The sequence below is a fragment of the Streptomyces sp. NPDC034085 genome, assembly GCF_055575555.1.
The window spans coordinates 30,749-47,472 of the sequence record NZ_JBVISL010000002.1 but is presented as its reverse complement, the minus strand read 5'-3'; the positions used below and the strand labels follow the sequence as shown (position 1 = coordinate 47,472).

The window sequence follows — 16,724 nt, the reverse complement described above, 5'->3', positions numbered from 1 at the left end:
AGCGGCCTGCGGGAGAGAAGCGAAACACCGCTTCCGCGCACGCTTCGCCCCATGAAGCGATCCCTGACCATGACCACGGCCGCGGCCCTCACGGGCCTGGCCCTCTTCGTCACCGCCTGCACGAACGACGGCTCAGCCGGCGGGGGCAGCGGCAGCAGCGGCGGCGGCGGGGCCGACGCCGACAACGCCGTGAAGACGCGCCAGTGCCTGCGCGAGCACGGGATAGACGCCCCCGACCCGAAGCCGGGCCAGAACCCGAACGCGATGACGGTCGGCGGCGGTGCGGACCCGCAGAAGATGGAGGAGGCCATGAAGGCCTGCGGCATGCGCACCGGCTCCGGGGAGGGCCCCACGCAGGAGCAGAAGGACAAGGAGCTGCGCTGGGTCCGCTGCATGCGCGAGAACGGCGTGGACCTGAAGGACCCCGAGTACAGCGGCGGCATGAAGAGCGGCATCGAGGTCCCCAAGGGGCAGGAGAAGGCCTTCGAGGAGGCCCAGAAGAAGTGCGAAGCGGCCTGATGGCGGCCCGGCGGCGGCGCGCGGCGTGGCTGGTCGGCTCGCTGGCGGCCGTCCTGGCCGTGTCGGGCGGGGGCTACGCCGTCCTGGCCCCGCCCGCGCGGGACGGCGAGCGGCGACACGGCGCCGATGCCCTGCCGCCGGCGACGGCCCCGGTGCAGCGCGGCGACCTCAGCTCGGGCCTCCAGGTGGACGGCACCCTCGGCTACGCGCAGGAGCGCCGGCTGGGCGCGCCCGGGGCGGGGGTCCTCACCTGGATCGCCGCCGAGGGTTCGGCCGTCGAGCGGGACGGGCGGCTCTTCGAGGTCAACGGGAAGGCGGTCCGGCTGATGTACGGGGCCACGCCCATGTACCGGCCGCTGAAGAGCGGGGACAAGGGTGAGGACGTCCGGCAGCTGAAGCGGAACCTGATCGCCCTGGGGTACGGGACGGGGCTGGACGCGCAGGACGCCACCTTCACGGCGGGTACGGCGGCGGCGGTCAAGCGCTGGCAGAAGGCGCACAGGGCGCCGGAGACGGGCGAGGTCGCCCGGGAGGACGTCGCCTTCGCCCCGGGGCCGCAGCGGGTGAAGCGGTCCGACGCGGCGCTCGGCGACGAGCCCGGGCCGGGCAAGCCGGTGCTGACCGTGACCGGCACCGAGCGGATCGTCCGCTTCCAGCTGGACGCGGCGAAGGCGGGCGCGGTGAAGGCGGGGGACGGGGTGACGGTACGGCTGCCGGGCGGCGGCAGCGCGACGGGGAAGGTCGATGCGGTGGGCGGCACGGCGGGGACGGACGGCCCGGGCGGCCCGGACGGATCGGGTGCGGGAGCCGGCGGGGGCGGCGGGGGTGGCGGGGACAAGAAGGCCAAGGTCGACGTGAGCGTCGTCTTCGACCACCCCGGCGAGGTCAAGGGCCCCGAGCAGTCCCCCGTGTCGGTGGAGCTGACCGGAGAGACCCGCACCGGCGTGCTCTCCGTACCGGTCGGCGCGCTGCTCGCGCTGCCCGGCGGCGGCTTCGGCGTGCAGGTCGTCGAGAACGGCCGGGCCCGCGAGGTGCCGGTGGAGCTGGGCATGTTCGGCAAGGGCCGCGTCGAGGTCAGCGGCGGCGGCCTCGCGGAGGGCATGCGGGTGGGGGTGCCGAAGCTGTGAGGGAGCACGCACGGCCGGTCGTCGAGCTGGCCGGGGTCACCAAGGAGTACCCGGGCGGGGTCGTGGCCCTGCGCGGGGTCGGCATGACCGTCCTGAGCGGGGAACTCCTCGCCATCGTCGGCCCCTCGGGATCCGGCAAGTCGACGCTGCTGCACGTCGTCGGCACCCTGGACCGGCCGAGCGCGGGCACCGTGCGGATCGCCGGCCACGACGTCGCCGCCCTGTCGGACCGCTCGCTGTCGGCGCTGCGCTCGCGCCACATCGGCTTCGTCTTCCAGTCCTTCCACCTGGTGCCGGGGCTCAGCGCCCGGGCGAACGTCGCCGAGGGACTGCTGTACTCCGGGCTCTCGCGCGCCGAGCGCGGCCGCCGGGCGGCGCGGGCGCTGGAGCGGGTCGGACTCGGCGACCGGATGGAGCACCGGCCCCACGAGCTGTCGGGCGGGCAGAAGCAGCGGGTGGCCATCGCCCGGGCGGTGGCGGGCGAACCGGACCTGCTGCTGGCCGACGAGCCGACGGGGGCGCTGGACACGGCGTCCGGGCGGTCGGTGATGGAGCTGCTGCACGAGCTGAACGAGGACGGGGCCACCATCGCCGTGATCACCCACGACCAGGAGATCGCGTCGAGCCTGCCCCGGCAGGTGCGCATCCGCGACGGTGAGATCGTCGCGGACGTCCGCGGTGCGGATACGGCGGGGGCGCTGTGACGGGCGGCCGGACGAGGACCCGTACGCGGCTCAGACCGCCCAGGCTCACGCCGCGCGACGTCCTGCACGCCGGGTCGGCGGGGCTGCGCTCGCGCCCCGTACGGGTGTTCCTGTCGGCGCTCGGGATCGCGATCGGCATCGCGACGATGATCGCGGTGGTCGGCATCTCCTCCTCCAGCCAGGCCAAGCTCCTGCGGGAACTCGACGCCCTGGGCACGAACATGCTCGTGGCCACCCCGGGGGCCGCCATGTTCTCGGGGCAGGACACGAAGCTGCCCCCGGAGGCCCCGGGCATGATCTCCCGCATCGAGGGGGTGCGGTCGGTCGGCACCACGGGTGACGTCGGGGAGTCCGTCCGCCGGTCGGAGAACATCCCGAAGGAGGAGACCGGTGGCATCGTGCTGAAGGCCGTCAAGGACGACCTGCCGGGAACCCTGCGGGCCTCCGTCGCCCGGGGCGGCTGGCTGAACGGGGCCACCGGCCGCTACCCGTCGGTGGTGCTCGGGCACGTCGCGGCGAGGCGGCTGGGCATCACGGAGCCGGGGCAGCAGGTGTTCGTCGCCGGACGCCACTTCACGGTCGTCGGCATCCTGGACCCGGTCCCGCTCGCTCCGGAGATCGAACGCGCGGCCCTGGTCGGCTGGGAGGCGGCCGAGCGGCTGCTGGGCTTCGACGGCCACCCGACGGCGGTCTACGAGCGCTCGGCGGACGACCGGGTCGCCGCCGTCCGGGCCCTCATCCCCCGGACGGCCAACCCCCGTACGCCGAGCGCGGTTTCGGTGACGGACCCTTCGGCGGCGCTCCAGGCGAAGGCGGCCACGGAGGGCGCGTTCAGCACCCTGCTGCTCGGCCTGGGCGGGATCGCCCTCCTGGTGGGCGGGGTCGGCGTCGCCAACACCATGATCATCTCGGTGCTGGAGCGCCGCCACGAGATCGGCCTGCGCCGCTCGCTCGGCGCCACGAAGGGGCAGATCCGGATCCAGTTCGTCACCGAGTCCCTGCTCCTTTCGGGCCTCGGGGGGCTGGCGGGCATCGCCCTGGGCGGGGCGGCCACGGGGGTCTACGCCCGGGCCGGCGGCCTCCCCTGGGTGGTCCCGCCCTGGGCGGTCTCGGGCGGCTTCGCGGCCACCCTGGCCATCGGCACCCTGGCGGGCCTCTACCCGGCGGCCCGCGCCGCCCGCCTGAGCCCGACCCTGGCTCTGCGGGCGGGGTAGGGGGCGGGTGGGCGGGAGGGGTCGGGTGTGGGCGGGATCCCGTTCAGGGGGTCAGTGTCCCGCCCACCACCGACCCCTCCCGCCCGCCCACCTCGCCGACTTACTCTGATCTGATGAGAACTCCACGTCAGGCAGCCCGCATTGTCGTCCTCTCACCCAGCGGATCCGTGTTCCTGTTCCGCGAGAACAACGTCGAAGTCGGCATCCACTGGCTCCCCCCGGGCGGCGGCATGGATCCCGGCGAGACCCCCGAGGAGTGCGTGCGGCGCGAGCTGCGCGAGGAGACCGGGTGGACCGACCTGGAGCCGCAGCGGCTGCTGTGCACCTGGGAGCACGACTTCACCCACCAGGGCATCCCGGTCCGCCAGCACGAGCACATCTACGTCACCACGGGCCCCCACCGCGAGCCGGTGCTCGAAGCCCCCGGCATCCACTGGCAGTGGCTCTCCCCGCAGCGCCTCGCCACCCTCGGCGAGCCCCTGTGGCCGCCGCGCCTGGCGGACCTCCTCGCCCGCACCCCGGCCGAGCCGGTCCACTTCGGGCTGCTCGCCTGACTCCGGCGCCGAGATGCGGGGCGCCCGCGGGCAGCGCAGGATGAACGGGGACGTTCGACCGGCGGCGAGCGGCCGGAGCCGCGGCTGCCGACCGGCCGGGCCGGGCGGTACCGGCGTCCTCCTCCAGACCGCACTGCTGCGGCGCGCGCCCCGAGCGGGCCGGCCGTGGAGCGAAGGGGAGCATCCATGAGGAAATCCCTGGTGGCCGCACTCGCCACTGCCACGTCCGCGACGGCCGCCCTGCTGGCCGGCCCGGTCACGCCCGCGAGCGCCGCCGCGGCGTTCTGCGACCGGACGACGCCGAGCACCTCGATCCTGTTCTACAAGGCCGGCACCGGCGAAGCCGCCACGGGCACGCTCTCCGGCGGTCACTGGCGGGCCAGGGCGACGCTGCGCCTCCCGGCCGGCTACACGCACGCCGCCGCGAGCCGCGACTCACTGCTGCTGTACGACAAGAGCACCGGGGCCGGCGAGTCCGGCACCTTCACGGGCGGCACGTACACCCGTACCAGGCACCACGCCTTCGCCCCGGGCTGGACCTTCGTCGAGGCCTCCGGCGACTCCGTCCTCTTCTACGACGGGACCAACGGCCACGGCTCGACGGGCACCCTCAAGAACGGCGCGTTCCGCCAGGTGCGCGCGTACGACAACTTCAGCCCCAACTGGGGGACGATGGCCGCCTCCTGCGACACGCTGGTGTCCGCGGCCCGCCACGGCGGGCCCGAGTTCCCCTGGAGCAACCTGGGCGCCGGGACCCTCACGGGCGGCGTCTACAGGCACAGGAGCGAGATCCCGCGGGGCGACTTCCTGGGCGAGCTGACCGCGACGGACGACTCGGTGCTGTCCTGGGCGCGGGTGGGCCGCGAGCTCCGGTTCGGGGTGTCCGAGGCCACCGACGGCACCGGCATCTCCTTCCGCCGGGCCGGCACCTCCGGCATCTGGGACAAGGTGGGCCGGACCTCGGACAGCCTGCTCTTCTACAAGAACGACGGGACCGCCTGGACCTCGACGCTCGTCGGCGGCGCGTACACCAACGTCGGCCCGCTCCCCCACGTCTCCTCCGGCTGGACCCTCATCGAGGGCGGTGTGTGACACCGCCGCCCAGCGGCCCCGCCGCCGCCCCGCAGCCCCGCCCCGCCCGCCCTGCGGCCCAGGTTCAGCGCGGGGCGGCGGTGGCCCTCGCGTAGAGCTTGGCCGCGTAGTCGCCGAGGACCGTGCTCGTGGAGACGTCGTCCGTGTCCCCGCCGGTCAGGATGCCGATGATCTTGCCGTCGCGGCCGATCCAGGCGCTGCCGCTGGTGCCGCCGGGGAAATCGGCGCAGTCGAAGCGCTGCTCCCGCTCGCCGGTGCGCACGGCGACCGCCGTGCAGGTGCGGGAGACCTTGCGGTCGGCGGGGTAGCCCGTCACCGTGACCTCCTCGCCCGCACGGCCGGTGGTGTCCAGGGGCGCGCCGCCGGTGACGTCCTCGATGGTGCGGCCCTTGGCGTCGGGGGCGAGGCGGGCGAAGGCGAGGTCGTAGTCGTCGTCCGTGCCCTCGGCCCAGCGCTCGTCCTCGTAGACCTCCTCCAGCTTCCACACGCCGTACGGGGCGACGCCGTTGGCGTACGCGGGGACGAAGACGGCGCCGCCGCCACCGGTCTGCTTGCCCTCCATCAGGCAGTGGCCGGCGGTGACGATCAGGTTCTTGCCGGGGCTGCGCACGACGGTCGCGGTGCAGAAGTGCTCCCCGTCCAGGCCGCCGGTGAACAGGGCGCCGGTGAACGTGGCGGGTCCGCCGGGCACGCCGGGCCGGGGGGCCACGGGGGACGGCGGGGGCGAGGCGAGCTGGGGCTTCGACGCCTGCGACCGCGCGGGCCCGGTCGCCGAGGCGGAGGGCGCGGCCGACTTGGCCCGTACGGGAGCGGCCCCCTCGGGCGGCGGCACCAGCTCCGCCACCGCCGCGGAGGCGCCCAGCGCCGCCAGCGCGCACAGCACCCCCGTCACCACGGACCGTTTGTCCACCGCCATGATCCCTCCCGCTTCGCCCTGGCGAGCATGCCTTGGCGGTGGGCGGGGGTGCAAGGCCCGGAGGGCGGCAGGGGCGGGGTTGGCGGGATCCGGGTGGCCGGATGGGGTGGTCCGCGGCCGGGGGCGGGGCCGGACACCCCCTACGCCCCCGCCCAGAGGCCCTCCGCCGTCAGGCCCAGCAGGTCGATGGCGTTGCCGCGCACGATGCGGTCCACCACCTCCGGGTCCAGGTGGCCCATCTGGGCCTCGCCCACCTCGCGGGACTTCGGCCAGGTGGAGTCCGAGTGCGGGTAGTCCGTCTCGTAGAGGACGTTGCCCGCCCCGATGGCGTCGAGGTTGCGCAGCCCGAACGCGTCGTCGAAGAAGCAGCCGAAGACGTGCTCGGCGAAGAGTTCCGACGGCGGGCGGTGGACCTTGTCGGCGACCCCGCCCCAGCCGCGGTTCTCCTCCCAGACCACGTTCGCGCGCTCGAGGATGTAGGGGATCCATCCGATCTGGCCCTCGGCATACATGATCCGCAGGTTGGGGAAGCGCTCGAACTTGCCGCTCATCAGCCAGTCGACCATCGAGAAGCAGCAGTTGGCGAAGGTGATGGTGGAGCCGACGGCCGGCGGCGCGTCCGCCGAGGTGGACGGCATGCGCGACGAGGAGCCGATGTGCATGGCGATGACCGTGCCGGTCTCGTCGCACGCCGCCAGGAACGGGTCCCACTCGTCGGTGTGGATCGAGGGCAGCCCCAGGTGCGGGGGTATCTCGGAGAAGGCGACCGCGCGCACGCCCCGGGCGGCGTTGCGCCGGACCTCGGCCGCGGCGAGGCGGGCGTCCCACAGGGGGATGAGGGTCAGGGGGATGAGGCGGCCCTGCGCGAGGGGGCCGCACCACTCCTCCACCATCCAGTCGTTGTAGGCGCGTACGCCGAGCAGCCCCAGCTCGCGGTCCTCGGCCTCGGTGAAGGTCTGGCCGCAGAAGCGGGGGAAGGTGGGGAAGCAGAGGGCGGACTGGACGTGGTTGACGTCCATGTCGGCGAGCCGCTCGGGAACCGAGAAGGAGCCCGGGCGCATCTGCTCGTAGGTGATGACTTCCAGCTTGATCTCGTCACGGTCGTACCCCACCGCGGTGTCGAGGCGGGTGAGCGGCCGGTGCAGGTCCTCGTACACCCACCAGTCGCCGATGGGGCCGTCGTCGCCCTTCGCACCCATGACGGGGGCGAACTTGCCGCCGAGGAAGGTCATGTCCTTCAGGGGGGCGCGGACGACCCGGGGGCCGGTGTCGCGGTACCTGGACGGGAGCCGGTCCCGCCAGACGTGGGGGGGCTCCACCGTGTGGTCGTCCACCGAGATGATCTTCGGGAAGGTCTCCATGCGCTCTACCGTAGCGCTGGACTGACGAACCGTCAGCTATTCCCGCGGCAGTCGCCCGGCGGACAGGAGCCACCGACTCCGCTGCGGGCTGACGTGTACGCGCAAGACAGGGCAGACTGACCCTCAAACCGACGGAAGGCAGGGGGGACCACAGATGGACGGCGTACCGCCCATCCCGCACCAGCGGAACCACCCCGAAGCGGCCCGGCCCCGGACCGGCACCCGCACAGCGCCCGACACGCCCGTGTCCGGCCCCGCAGGCGCCGGCCCCGTCCCCGCCGGCAACCGCTTCGCCGTCCTCGGCCCCGTCCGCGCCTGGCGCGGCGACGAGGCCCTGCCGTCCGGCAGCCCCCAGCAGCGCGCCCTGCTCGCCGTACTGCTGCTGCGCGACGGCCGCACCGCCACCGCGCCCGAGCTGATCGACGCCATCTGGGGCGAGGACCCCCCGCAGCAGGCCCTCGCCACCATCCGCACGTACGCCTCCCGGCTGCGCAAGGTGCTCGAACCCGGGCTGCTCGTCAGCGACGCCGGCGGCTACGCCATCCGGCTGCGCCACCAGGAGGACCTGGACCTCGGCATCGCCCGCAGCCTGGCCGCCGACGCCGAGAAGGCCCGCGCCGCCGGCGACCGCACCCTCGCCCGCGCCCTGCTCGCCCGTGCCCTGGACCTGTGGGACGGCGAACCCCTCGCCGGGGTCCCCGGCCCGCACGCCGAGACCGAGCGCACCCGCCTCGCCGAATGGCGCCTCCAGCTGCTGGAGACCCGCCTCGACCTCGACCTGGAGGTCGGCCACCACGCCGAGGCCGTCTCCGAACTCACCGCCCTCACCGCCGCCCACCCCCTCCAGGAGCGGCTGCGCGAGCTGCTCATGCTCGCCCTCTACCGCAGCGGCCGCCAGGCCGAGGCCCTCGCCGTGTACGCGGACACCCGCCGGCTCCTCGCGGAGGAACTCGGCGTCGACCCCCGCCCCGAGCTCTCCGCCCTCCAGCAGCGGATCCTGAACGCCGACACCGAACTCGCCCGCGCCGAGGACCCCGTACCGGCCGCGGCGCCCGTACCCGTGAGGCCCGCCCAGTTGCCCGCCACCGTCCCCGACTTCACCGGCCGCGCCCCCTTCGTCGCCGAACTCGGGGAGATCCTCGCCGGCGCCGGCGGCCAGGTCATGGCCGTCTCCGCACTGGCCGGCATCGGTGGCGTCGGCAAGACCACCCTCGCCGTGCACGTCGCCCACGCCGCCCGGCCGCACTTCCCCGACGGCCAGCTCTACGTCGACCTCCAGGGCACCGAACCCCGCCCCGCCCTCCCCGAAGCCGTCCTCGGCTCCTTCCTGCGCGCCCTCGGCACCCCCGACAGCGCCATCCCCGACTCCCCCGCCGACCGGGCCGCGCTCTACCGCTCGACCCTCGACGGCCGACGCGTCCTGGTGCTGCTCGACAACGCCCGCGACGCCGCCCAGGTCCGGCCGCTGCTGCCCGGCACCGCCGGCTGCGCCGCCCTCGTCACCAGCCGGGTCCGGATGTCGGGCCTCGCCGGAGCCCATCTCGTCGACCTCGACGTGATGAGCCCCGAGGAGGCCCTGCAGCTGTTCACCCGCATCGTGGGCGCCGAACGGGTCGGCGCCGAACGCCAGGCCGCCCTCGACGTCGTCGGCGCCTGCGGGTTCCTGCCGCTCGCGATCCGCATCGCCGCGTCGAGGCTCGCCGCCCGCCGCACCTGGACCGTCTCCGTCCTCGCCGCCAAGCTCGCCGACGAGCGCCGCCGCCTCGACGAGCTCCAGGCCGGCGACCTCGCCGTCAAAGCCACCTTCGAGCTCGGCTACGGCCAGCTGGAACCCGGCCAGCAGCGGGCCTTCCGCCTCCTCGGCCTCGCCGACGGCCCCGACGTCTCCCTGGCCGCCGCGGCCGCCGTGCTCGACCTGCCCGAACACGACACCGAGGACCTCCTGGAGGCTTTAGTCGACTGCTCCCTGCTGGAATCGGCCGCGCCCGGCCGCTACCGCTTCCACGACCTCGTACGGCTCTACGCGCGTGCGTGCGCCGAGCGCGACGAGCCGAGCGGCGGCCGCGAGGACGCCCTGGACCGGCTCCTCGACTTCTACCTCGCCACCGCCGCCCGCGTGTACGCGGTGGAACGCCCCGGGGACCGCCTCCCCGCCCACCTCAGCACCACCCGCCACCCGGGCCTGGTCCTCACCGACCCCCGCGCCGCCCTGGACTGGCTCTTCGCCGAAGCCGACCCGCTGCTGGCCTGCGCCCGCCAGTCCGCCGGACGGCCGGGCGCCCTGCGGCGGGCCGTGGACCTGCTGTGGGCGGCCAAGGACCTCGCCGAGTCCGGTGCCAACTCCAAGCAGTACGAATCGGCCGCGCTGACGCTCTGCGAGGCCGCCCGGGCCGCGCGGGACCCGCGCGCGGAGGGCCGGGCCCGCACCACCCTCACCATGGTCCACCTCTTCGCCGGCCGCTTCGCCGAGGCCGACGACCAGGCCCGCCAGGCCATGGACCTGGCCCGCGCGGCCGGCGACCCGCTGCCCAGCTGCTGGGCGCCCAACGACCGGGGGATCATCGCCCTCTACCAGAACCGCCACGAGGACGGCGAGCGGTACCTGCTGGAGGCCATAGAGAACTTCCGCGCCGACGACAACCACATCGGCGAGGCCAGCGCCCTGTGCAACCTCTCCCGCATCCACGTCGGCATGGGCCGCCTCACGAGCGCCATCGACCTCGCCCGGCAGGGCATCGCCGTCTACGACCGCATGGGGCTGACCTTGCGCCTGGCCAACGGCCGCTACGCGCTGGGCATCGCCCTCACCCAGGCCGGCCGGCTCGGCGAGGCGCTGGAACAGCTCGGCGAGGCCCTCTCGCTGTTCCACGACAACCGCCAGCCGCTGTGGGAGGGCGTCACGCACTTCCGGCTCGCCGAAGCCCACCTGGCGGCCCTGCGGCCCACCCTGGCCGCCAAGCACGCCGAGCAGGCCATCGCGCTGCGCGGCATCGGCGGGGAGTGGCGCCGGGCCACCGTGCTGACCGTCCTGGGCAAGGCGCTGCGCCGGCTGGGCCAGCCGGACCGGGCGCGGGCCTGCTGGCGGGACGCGGAGAGCGTCTTCGCGCAGCTCGGTTCCGCGGAACTGGCCGAGGTGCGCTCCCTGCTGGCGTCGGAACTGGCCGCCTGACCGCTCTGACCTGCGGCGTTCGCGGATGGACGGAGATGGACGGGGACGTTCATCGTTCGTTTATCGCCGCGCGTCACGATAGGTGCATCGACCCGGCGCGACGGGGGGCATCCGGGCCGGTTGGAGGACCACCCGTTCGGCGGTCCACGGGGGAACCGCCGAACGGGCCCGACACACCACCAGGAGATTCGATGACGACGAACGAGAACAGCCTGCCGCTCGACGGCGACATCAGACCGTTCGACAACCACGCCTCGGGTGCGGACATCGGCCTGGAGCCGCCGGCCCAGGCGCCTGCCCAGCCGCCGGTGGTCGCGCCCGGGGAGGAACCGCTCGACCACCGCGCTTCCGGCGAGGAGATCGTCTCGCTGGACAACCACGCGTCCGGCCCGCTCCCGTAGGACCGGGAGCACGGCACGACGTACGGGGGACGTACGGGGGACGTACGGGGGGCCCTTGAGCGGTCGTACGGGGGACGTACGGGGGGACCGCTCGGGGGGCGTACGGGGGAAGAACGCAGGAACGGACGGCCCACGGGGGATTCGGGGGAATTCGGGGCCGTCCGCACGGGGGAACGGAAGCGGTGGCCGCGGTGGCCGGAGGGGGACCACCGCGGCCACCGCACGTCCGCGTCCGGACCACTAGGGTGTGGGCGTGTTCACCTCCCAGGGACCCAGCCTGCGCGAACTGGCCGTCCAGGCCCTCTCGTCCGTCGAGCACGGCTACGACCTGCTCGCCCCCACGTTCGACCGGACCCCGTTCCGCACCCCCGACCGGATGCTCGACGCCGTCGAGGAGACCCTCGCGGGGCGGGAGGGCTCCTTCGGCTCCGGCCTGGACGTCTGCTGCGGCACCGGCGCCGGCCTGGGGATGCTGCGCCGGCTGTGCCGCGGCCGGGTCACCGGGGTCGACCTCAGCGCGGGCATGCTGGCGCAGGCCGAGCGGGCGCATCCCGAGGGCGTGGACCTCGTGCGGGCCGACGCGCTCGCGCTGCCGCGGGAGCTCGGGGACGCGTACGACCTCGCGGTGAGCTTCGGGGCCTTCGGCCACTTCCTGCCGTCCGAGCGGCCCGCCCTCTTCGCGGAGGTGCACCGCGCGCTGCGGCCCGGCGGGGTCTTCGCCTTCCCCGTCGGCGCGCCGATCCCGCTCACCTCGCCGCTGTGGTGGGCGGTGGCCGGCTTCGACGCGGCGATGCGGGTGCGCAACGCGGTGTGGCGGCCGCCGTTCGTGATGTACTACCGCACCTTCCCGTTCGGCCCCGTCCGCGCGGACCTCGCGGCGGCCGGCTTCCGGGTGGAGACGGTCCCCCTGGAGCACTTCGGGCGCCGCGCGGACGGCAGCCCGCGCTGGCGGCTGGTCCTGGCCCGCAAGCCCGCCTAGACCGCCCGGACCGCCCCGGCCTCCCGGGTCACCAGACGCGGTCGAAGGGCAGGTGGACCCGTTCCTGGTCGGTGACGTCGTTGCCGGCGCGCAGGCGGGCCTTGTCGTTGCCGGACAGGGCGCGGCCGTAGATCCGTACGTCGTCCAGGGCGCCCGCGTAGAAGGCCTTGTAGTCGGGCTGCGTGCCGAGGTGGATGGTGAAGGCCCCGGCGGGCCGGAAGTCCATCTGGTCCGGGCCGAGCGCGGTGGTGGCGGGCGGGGCGTCGTCCACGGACAGTTCGAGGCGGGTGCCCCGGCGCTGGAGGACCACGTGGTGCCAGGCGTCGTCGTCGACGCGGCCGCGGGTGGCCACGGAGGCGGGGCCGGTGCCGGCGTTGACGGTGGCTTCGAGGCGGCCGGTGGCGGGGTCGGCCTCGATGCGGAACTGTCTGGCGGCCGGCCCCTGGCCGTAGCCCCAGATCAGGGGCAGGCGCAGGCCGCTGTCGCGGTCCTGGCCGCGGGTCTTGTACTTGACCCAGGTGGCGACGGCGAAGTCGCCGTCCCCTATGCGCAGTTCGGCGGGGCAGTTGATCAGGCGCAGGAAGTCGTCCTTGCCGTCGAAGCGCAGGGTCCTGCCGCCGCCCGGGCGGTTGCCCGCTTTCGGGGCGCCGTGCACGACGGCGTGGTTGCCGTAGGGGCTGGTGTCGGAGGTGTGGCGCGGGGTGAGGTCCTCGGTGGCGGCCTGGAGCTCGTGCGGGCCGAAGGCGGTGAACTTGACGTAGCCGTGCGGGGTGCCGTTGGCGGTCTCGTAGAGCAGGCCGACGCGGCCGCCGGGCAGGACGGTCATGTCCGAGTAGCCGGCGCGTTCGCGCAGGACGACGGCGCCGCCCTTGGACCAGGTGCGGCCGGTGTCCTGTGAGGTGCGCACGGCCAGGGTCCAGCGGTCGGAGAACTCCGTGCCGGGGCGGCTGGGCGCGGACAGCAGCAGGGGCCCGCCGGGCAGCTGGAGCACGGAGCCCGCGGCGGGCGGGGCCGGGAGGTCGGTGACGGGGACGAAGCCGGGCTCGGGGACGGCGGGTGCGGCGGCGTCCTCCACGATCGCCGCCACGCGGTGGTCGGCGGTGCCGCAGGTGGCGGTGGAGCGGGCGTTGACGTAGATGCGGCCGTCGGGGAGCTGGGTCAGGGCGGGCTCGTTGGGGGCGGGGGTGCCTTCGGGGGCGCCCCAGCGGGCGCCGGGCCGCCAGCTGAGGCCGCCGTCGTCGCTGTAGAGGAGCTGGGCGCCGGATTCGTTGTCCTCGGTGCGGTAGTCGGCGCTGACGACGAGGCGGCCGGGCCGGTCGGGGCGGGTCGGGGTGAGCTGGATGCCGTGGCCGGGGCCGACCGACACCCAGGCCCAGTCGGCGCCCTTGAGCTGGGGCTGCGGGGCGGGGTCGGTGGTCCAGCCGGCGCCGTCGTCGGTGCTGTGGGCCAGGCGCAGTTCGCGGGGGCCGCGTACGCGGTTGCCGTCGGCGTCGGGCGTCCAGGTGCTGTAGGCGTGCAGCAGGGTGATCCGGCCGGATGCGGAGTCGACGACGGGGACGGGGTTTCCGTAGGCGCCGGGGTCGCCGGCGCCGCGGACGACCTGGAGGGGGCCCCAGGTGCGGCCCTCGTCGGTGGAGCGCTTGAGCACGATGTCGATGTCGCCGATGTCGTTGCAGCTCGCGGTGCGGGCCTCGGCGAGGGCCAGCAGGGTGCCGTCCTTGGTGGTGACGAGGGTGGGGATGCGGTAGCAGTCGTAGCCCTCGGTGAAGGCGCTGAAGGGTGCGGAGACGGCGGCGGTCAGCCCGGGTGCCTTCTTCGGTGTCGCGGGGGTGCCGCCGCCGGCCGGGCCGGGCGTCGGGACGAGGGTGAACCAGCCCAGGGTGCACAGGCCCAGCGCGCCGGTGACGGCCCAGGCCACGCCCGCCGCCCGGACCGGGCGACGGGACCGGAAGCGGAATCGGAATCGGACGCCTGACTGATTCGACCTCATCCGTGCAGGCTAACGCCCTCCCGGTGCCTGCCCGTCGGTCGGCCCGGCCGGTTCCGGTTCCGTCACTTGCCCCATACGACGACGTCGAACGTGCCGTTCGTGGTGCCGCCGCCCCCGGCGAACCGCTTGACGGTCAGCCGCACGACGCGGCCCTCCTTCGTCTTGCCGCAGAAGACCCTGCCGGTCTTGAGATCCGCCTCCTTGGTGGTCCCGAGGGTGTCGACGACCCCGGCGCAGTCCTCGTACGAGGGCACCTTCGACGGGCCCTCCCACACCATCAGCTTGGCTCCGCCTTCGGGACGCAGACGCTCGTTGCCGAAGGAGTAGACGGAGAAGTCGTTGTCGCTGTTGACCTCGGACTCCTCCGGGGGCGCCGCGTCCAGGTCCTTGGGGCCGGCGTACTCGATCACCAGGGCGCCCTCCCACTGGACGGTGCCGGGCGGCTTCCCGGAGGGCGTCCGGGGGGCCGACGCGGCCGGGGACGGCGAGGACTGCGGCGGGGCGGGGTCCGACGGGGCGGCGGCCGCGCCCGGGGCCTGCGCCGCGGGGGTCGCGGCGGCGGCCGCCGGGTTCTTCGCGGGGGACGCCGGGCTGTTGTTGCCGGCCACCATGTAGGTGCCGACGACGCCGATCACGGCGGCCACCAGGGTGGCTCCCGCGCCGATCCAGGCGCCCCGGTGCGAGGAGGCGCTCGGCGGGGCGGCCGACGGCGGTGTGCCGGGGGCCCCGTACGCCGGGCCGGGCGGCGGGTACCCCGGGGGTGTCGGCCAGTCCTGACGGGGTGCGTCGCTGCTCATCGTGCCCATCTCCATACGATCCGATCTTCGGAGGGCACAGCGTACTGACGGTGGCCGACGGGGCGTCATGCAGGGTTTGGCCCACCCCCGTTGGCCGTTTCCTCCGCCGGTCCGCGGCGGGCCCGCAGTTCCGTCTTCAGGACCTTGCCGCCGGCGTTGCGCGGGAGGGCGGGGAGGAACTCCACTTCCCTGGGGACCTTGTAGTTGGCCATCTCGCGGCGGGACCAGGCGATCAGGTCGTCGGCGGTGAGGGTGGAGCCCGGGCGGCGGACCGCGTACGCCTTGCCGACCTCGCCGAGCCGGGGGTCGGGGATGCCGACCACGGCGACGTCGGCGACGTCCGGGTGCAGGCCGAGGAGCTGTTCGATCTCGGCGGGGTAGGCGTTGAAGCCGCCGACGATGAACATGTCCTTGATCCGGTCGGTGATGCGCAGGTTGCCCGCCGCGTCAAGGACGCCGATGTCACCGGTGCGCAGCCAGCCGTCGGGGGTGATCGCGGCGGCCGTGCCCTCGGGGTCCTCGAAGTAGCCGCGCATGACGTGGTGGCCGCGGACCCGTACCTCGCCGGCCTCTCCGGCGGCCAGGGCGGTCCCGTCGGGGCCGGTGACGCGCACCTCGGTGTCGGGGATGGCCCGCCCGGAGGTGGCGGCGACGGTCTCGGCCGGGTCGTCGCGCCGGCACATGGTGACGATGCCGCCCGCCTCGGAGAGCCCGTACGCGGTGAGGACAGTGGCGATGCGCAGTTCGGCGCGCAGCCGTTCGACGAGCTGGAGGGGGACCACGGCGGCGCCGGTGACGACCAGGCGCAGGGCCGACAGGTCGTGCCGGGCGCGCTGGGGGTGGTCGAGGAGGGACTGGTGGAGGGTGGGCGGGCCGGGGAGGACGGAGATCCGCTCGGCGGCGATGTTGGCGAGGACGGTGTCCACGTCGAACACGGGCTGGGGGACCATCGTGGCGCCGCGCATCAGGCAGGCGATGATCCCGGCCTTGTAGCCGAAGGTGTGGAAGAAGGGGTTCGCGATGAGGTAGCGGTCGCCTTCGCGCAGTCCGGCGAGCTCGCTCCAGACGGCGTAGCAGCGCAGGGTCTGGGCGTGGGTGATGACGGCGCCCTTGGGGCTGCCGGTGGTGCCGGAGGTGTAGATGATGTCGGAGGGGGTGTCGGGGCGTATCGCGTCGGCGCGTGCGCGGACGGTCCGGGCGGGTACCGCGTCCCCGCCGGCGAGGAAGTCCTTCCAGGTGCGGAAGGTCTCGGGGGCGTCGTCGGCGAGGACGACGACCTGCTCCAGGTGGGGCAGCGCGGGCAGGGGCCCGGTGCCGGGTCCTTCGGCCGCCGCACGGCGCAGTGAGGCGACGTAGGAGGTGCCGAGGAAGGTGCCGGTGACGAACAGCAGGCGGGCCCGGCTGCGTCGCAGGACGTACGCCGCTTCCGCGCCCTTGAAGCGGGTGTTGAGGGGGACGAGCACCGCGCCCGCGGAGACGGCGCCGAGGGCGGAGACGATCCACTCCAGCGTGTTGGGCGCCCAGACGGCGACCCGGTCGCCCGCCGCGACGCCGGCGGCGAGGCAGGCGGCGGCGGCCCGCTCGACGCGGGCGCCGAGCTCGGCGTAGGTGATGCGGACCCGCCCGTCGGCGACGGCCTCGCGGTCGCCGTACCGTTCGGCGGCGTCCCGGACGAGCCCTGCGACGGTCCCCCAGCGCAGGTCGCCCCGGGGGTCGGCGGGTGCGCCGGCGGGGGCCTGCGGGGGCGGGTCCTCCTGGCCGGTGCCGCCTTCCGAGCCGTGGTCGAGACCGTCCGCGCCCGTGCCCTCGTACATCCGCCCGCCCTCCCTGGATCCCAGTAGCTGACTATCCGTCAGATTAGCTGTAGCCTTCGCGGCTGTCAGTACTGGCGCACCCCCGGA

Annotated in this window: 14 protein-coding genes; 9 read left to right on the top strand and 5 right to left on the bottom strand. The window is 74.7% G+C overall.

Features of this window, described 5'->3' with window-relative positions:
- Positions 1 to 51: 51 nt before the first annotated feature.
- The 6 genes from ACZ501_RS05375 to ACZ501_RS05350 all read left to right on the top strand — a co-directional run bounded on the left by ACZ501_RS05375 (position 52) and on the right by ACZ501_RS05350 (position 5,210).
- Positions 52 to 519, top strand: coding sequence for a hypothetical protein (locus ACZ501_RS05375; protein ID WP_468792786.1), 468 nt, complete (start codon positions 52 to 54; stop codon positions 517 to 519).
- Entirely contained in the window at positions 504 to 1,646 is a 1,143-nt protein-coding gene (locus tag ACZ501_RS05370) for a peptidoglycan-binding protein (RefSeq protein WP_468792784.1), read from the top strand. Before ACZ501_RS05375 ends, ACZ501_RS05370 begins: the two co-directional genes overlap by 16 nt.
- Positions 1,643 to 2,350 (top strand): ABC transporter ATP-binding protein, encoded by a 708-nt coding sequence (locus ACZ501_RS05365; RefSeq protein WP_468792782.1) that lies wholly within the window; start codon positions 1,643 to 1,645, stop codon positions 2,348 to 2,350. The genes ACZ501_RS05370 and ACZ501_RS05365 overlap by 4 nt, the downstream gene beginning before the upstream one ends.
- On the top strand, positions 2,347 to 3,564 hold the full coding sequence (locus ACZ501_RS05360) for an ABC transporter permease (protein WP_468792780.1): 1,218 nt from the start codon (positions 2,347 to 2,349) through the stop codon (positions 3,562 to 3,564). Before ACZ501_RS05365 ends, ACZ501_RS05360 begins: the two co-directional genes overlap by 4 nt.
- Positions 3,565 to 3,677: 113 nt before the next feature.
- Positions 3,678 to 4,118, top strand: a complete 441-nt coding sequence (locus ACZ501_RS05355) for an NUDIX hydrolase (protein WP_361605675.1) — start codon at positions 3,678 to 3,680, stop codon at positions 4,116 to 4,118.
- A 186-nt stretch (positions 4,119 to 4,304) separates the two neighbouring features.
- Positions 4,305 to 5,210 (top strand): hypothetical protein, encoded by a 906-nt coding sequence (locus ACZ501_RS05350; RefSeq protein ID WP_468792778.1) that lies wholly within the window; start codon positions 4,305 to 4,307, stop codon positions 5,208 to 5,210.
- A gap of 64 nt (positions 5,211 to 5,274) precedes the next feature.
- Here ACZ501_RS05350 and ACZ501_RS05345 read toward each other — a convergent pair whose 3' ends face one another.
- A complete protein-coding gene (locus tag ACZ501_RS05345) occupies positions 5,275 to 6,126 on the bottom strand; it encodes a trypsin-like serine peptidase (RefSeq protein ID WP_468792775.1) in 852 nt (283 codons plus the stop codon).
- Positions 6,127 to 6,266: 140 nt separating this feature from the next.
- Positions 6,267 to 7,487, bottom strand: a complete 1,221-nt coding sequence (locus ACZ501_RS05340; RefSeq protein ID WP_361605684.1) for an amidohydrolase family protein — start codon at positions 7,485 to 7,487, stop codon at positions 6,267 to 6,269.
- A gap of 154 nt (positions 7,488 to 7,641) precedes the next feature.
- Between ACZ501_RS05340 and afsR the strand changes: the two genes are divergently transcribed.
- From afsR to ACZ501_RS05325, 3 genes are all read left to right on the top strand, one after another.
- The gene (afsR, locus tag ACZ501_RS05335; RefSeq protein ID WP_468792773.1) at positions 7,642 to 10,656 is read left to right on the top strand and encodes an SARP-family global regulator AfsR; all 3,015 of its coding nucleotides are present in this window, start codon (positions 7,642 to 7,644) and stop codon (positions 10,654 to 10,656) included.
- A gap of 191 nt (positions 10,657 to 10,847) precedes the next feature.
- Positions 10,848 to 11,057 (top strand): hypothetical protein, encoded by a 210-nt coding sequence (locus ACZ501_RS05330; protein ID WP_361605690.1) that lies wholly within the window; start codon positions 10,848 to 10,850, stop codon positions 11,055 to 11,057.
- Between the two features lie 253 nt (positions 11,058 to 11,310).
- Positions 11,311 to 12,036 carry a class I SAM-dependent methyltransferase gene (locus tag ACZ501_RS05325; protein WP_361605693.1) on the top strand — a complete coding sequence of 242 codons (726 nt, stop codon included), beginning with the start codon at positions 11,311 to 11,313 and terminating at the stop codon, positions 12,034 to 12,036.
- 28 nt (positions 12,037 to 12,064) lie between these two features.
- On the opposite strand, the gene ACZ501_RS05320 is transcribed toward ACZ501_RS05325, so the two are convergent.
- The 3 genes from ACZ501_RS05320 to ACZ501_RS05310 all read right to left on the bottom strand — a co-directional run bounded on the left by ACZ501_RS05320 (position 12,065) and on the right by ACZ501_RS05310 (position 16,637).
- Positions 12,065 to 13,954, bottom strand: coding sequence for an exo-alpha-sialidase (locus ACZ501_RS05320; RefSeq protein WP_468792770.1), 1,890 nt, complete (start codon positions 13,952 to 13,954; stop codon positions 12,065 to 12,067).
- A gap of 134 nt (positions 13,955 to 14,088) precedes the next feature.
- Entirely contained in the window at positions 14,089 to 14,823 is a 735-nt protein-coding gene (locus tag ACZ501_RS05315; RefSeq protein ID WP_468792768.1) for a hypothetical protein, read from the bottom strand.
- A gap of 65 nt (positions 14,824 to 14,888) precedes the next feature.
- Positions 14,889 to 16,637 carry a FadD3 family acyl-CoA ligase gene (locus ACZ501_RS05310; protein WP_468792766.1) on the bottom strand — a complete coding sequence of 583 codons (1,749 nt, stop codon included), beginning with the start codon at positions 16,635 to 16,637 and terminating at the stop codon, positions 14,889 to 14,891.
- Between the last annotated feature and the right edge of the window lie 87 nt (positions 16,638 to 16,724).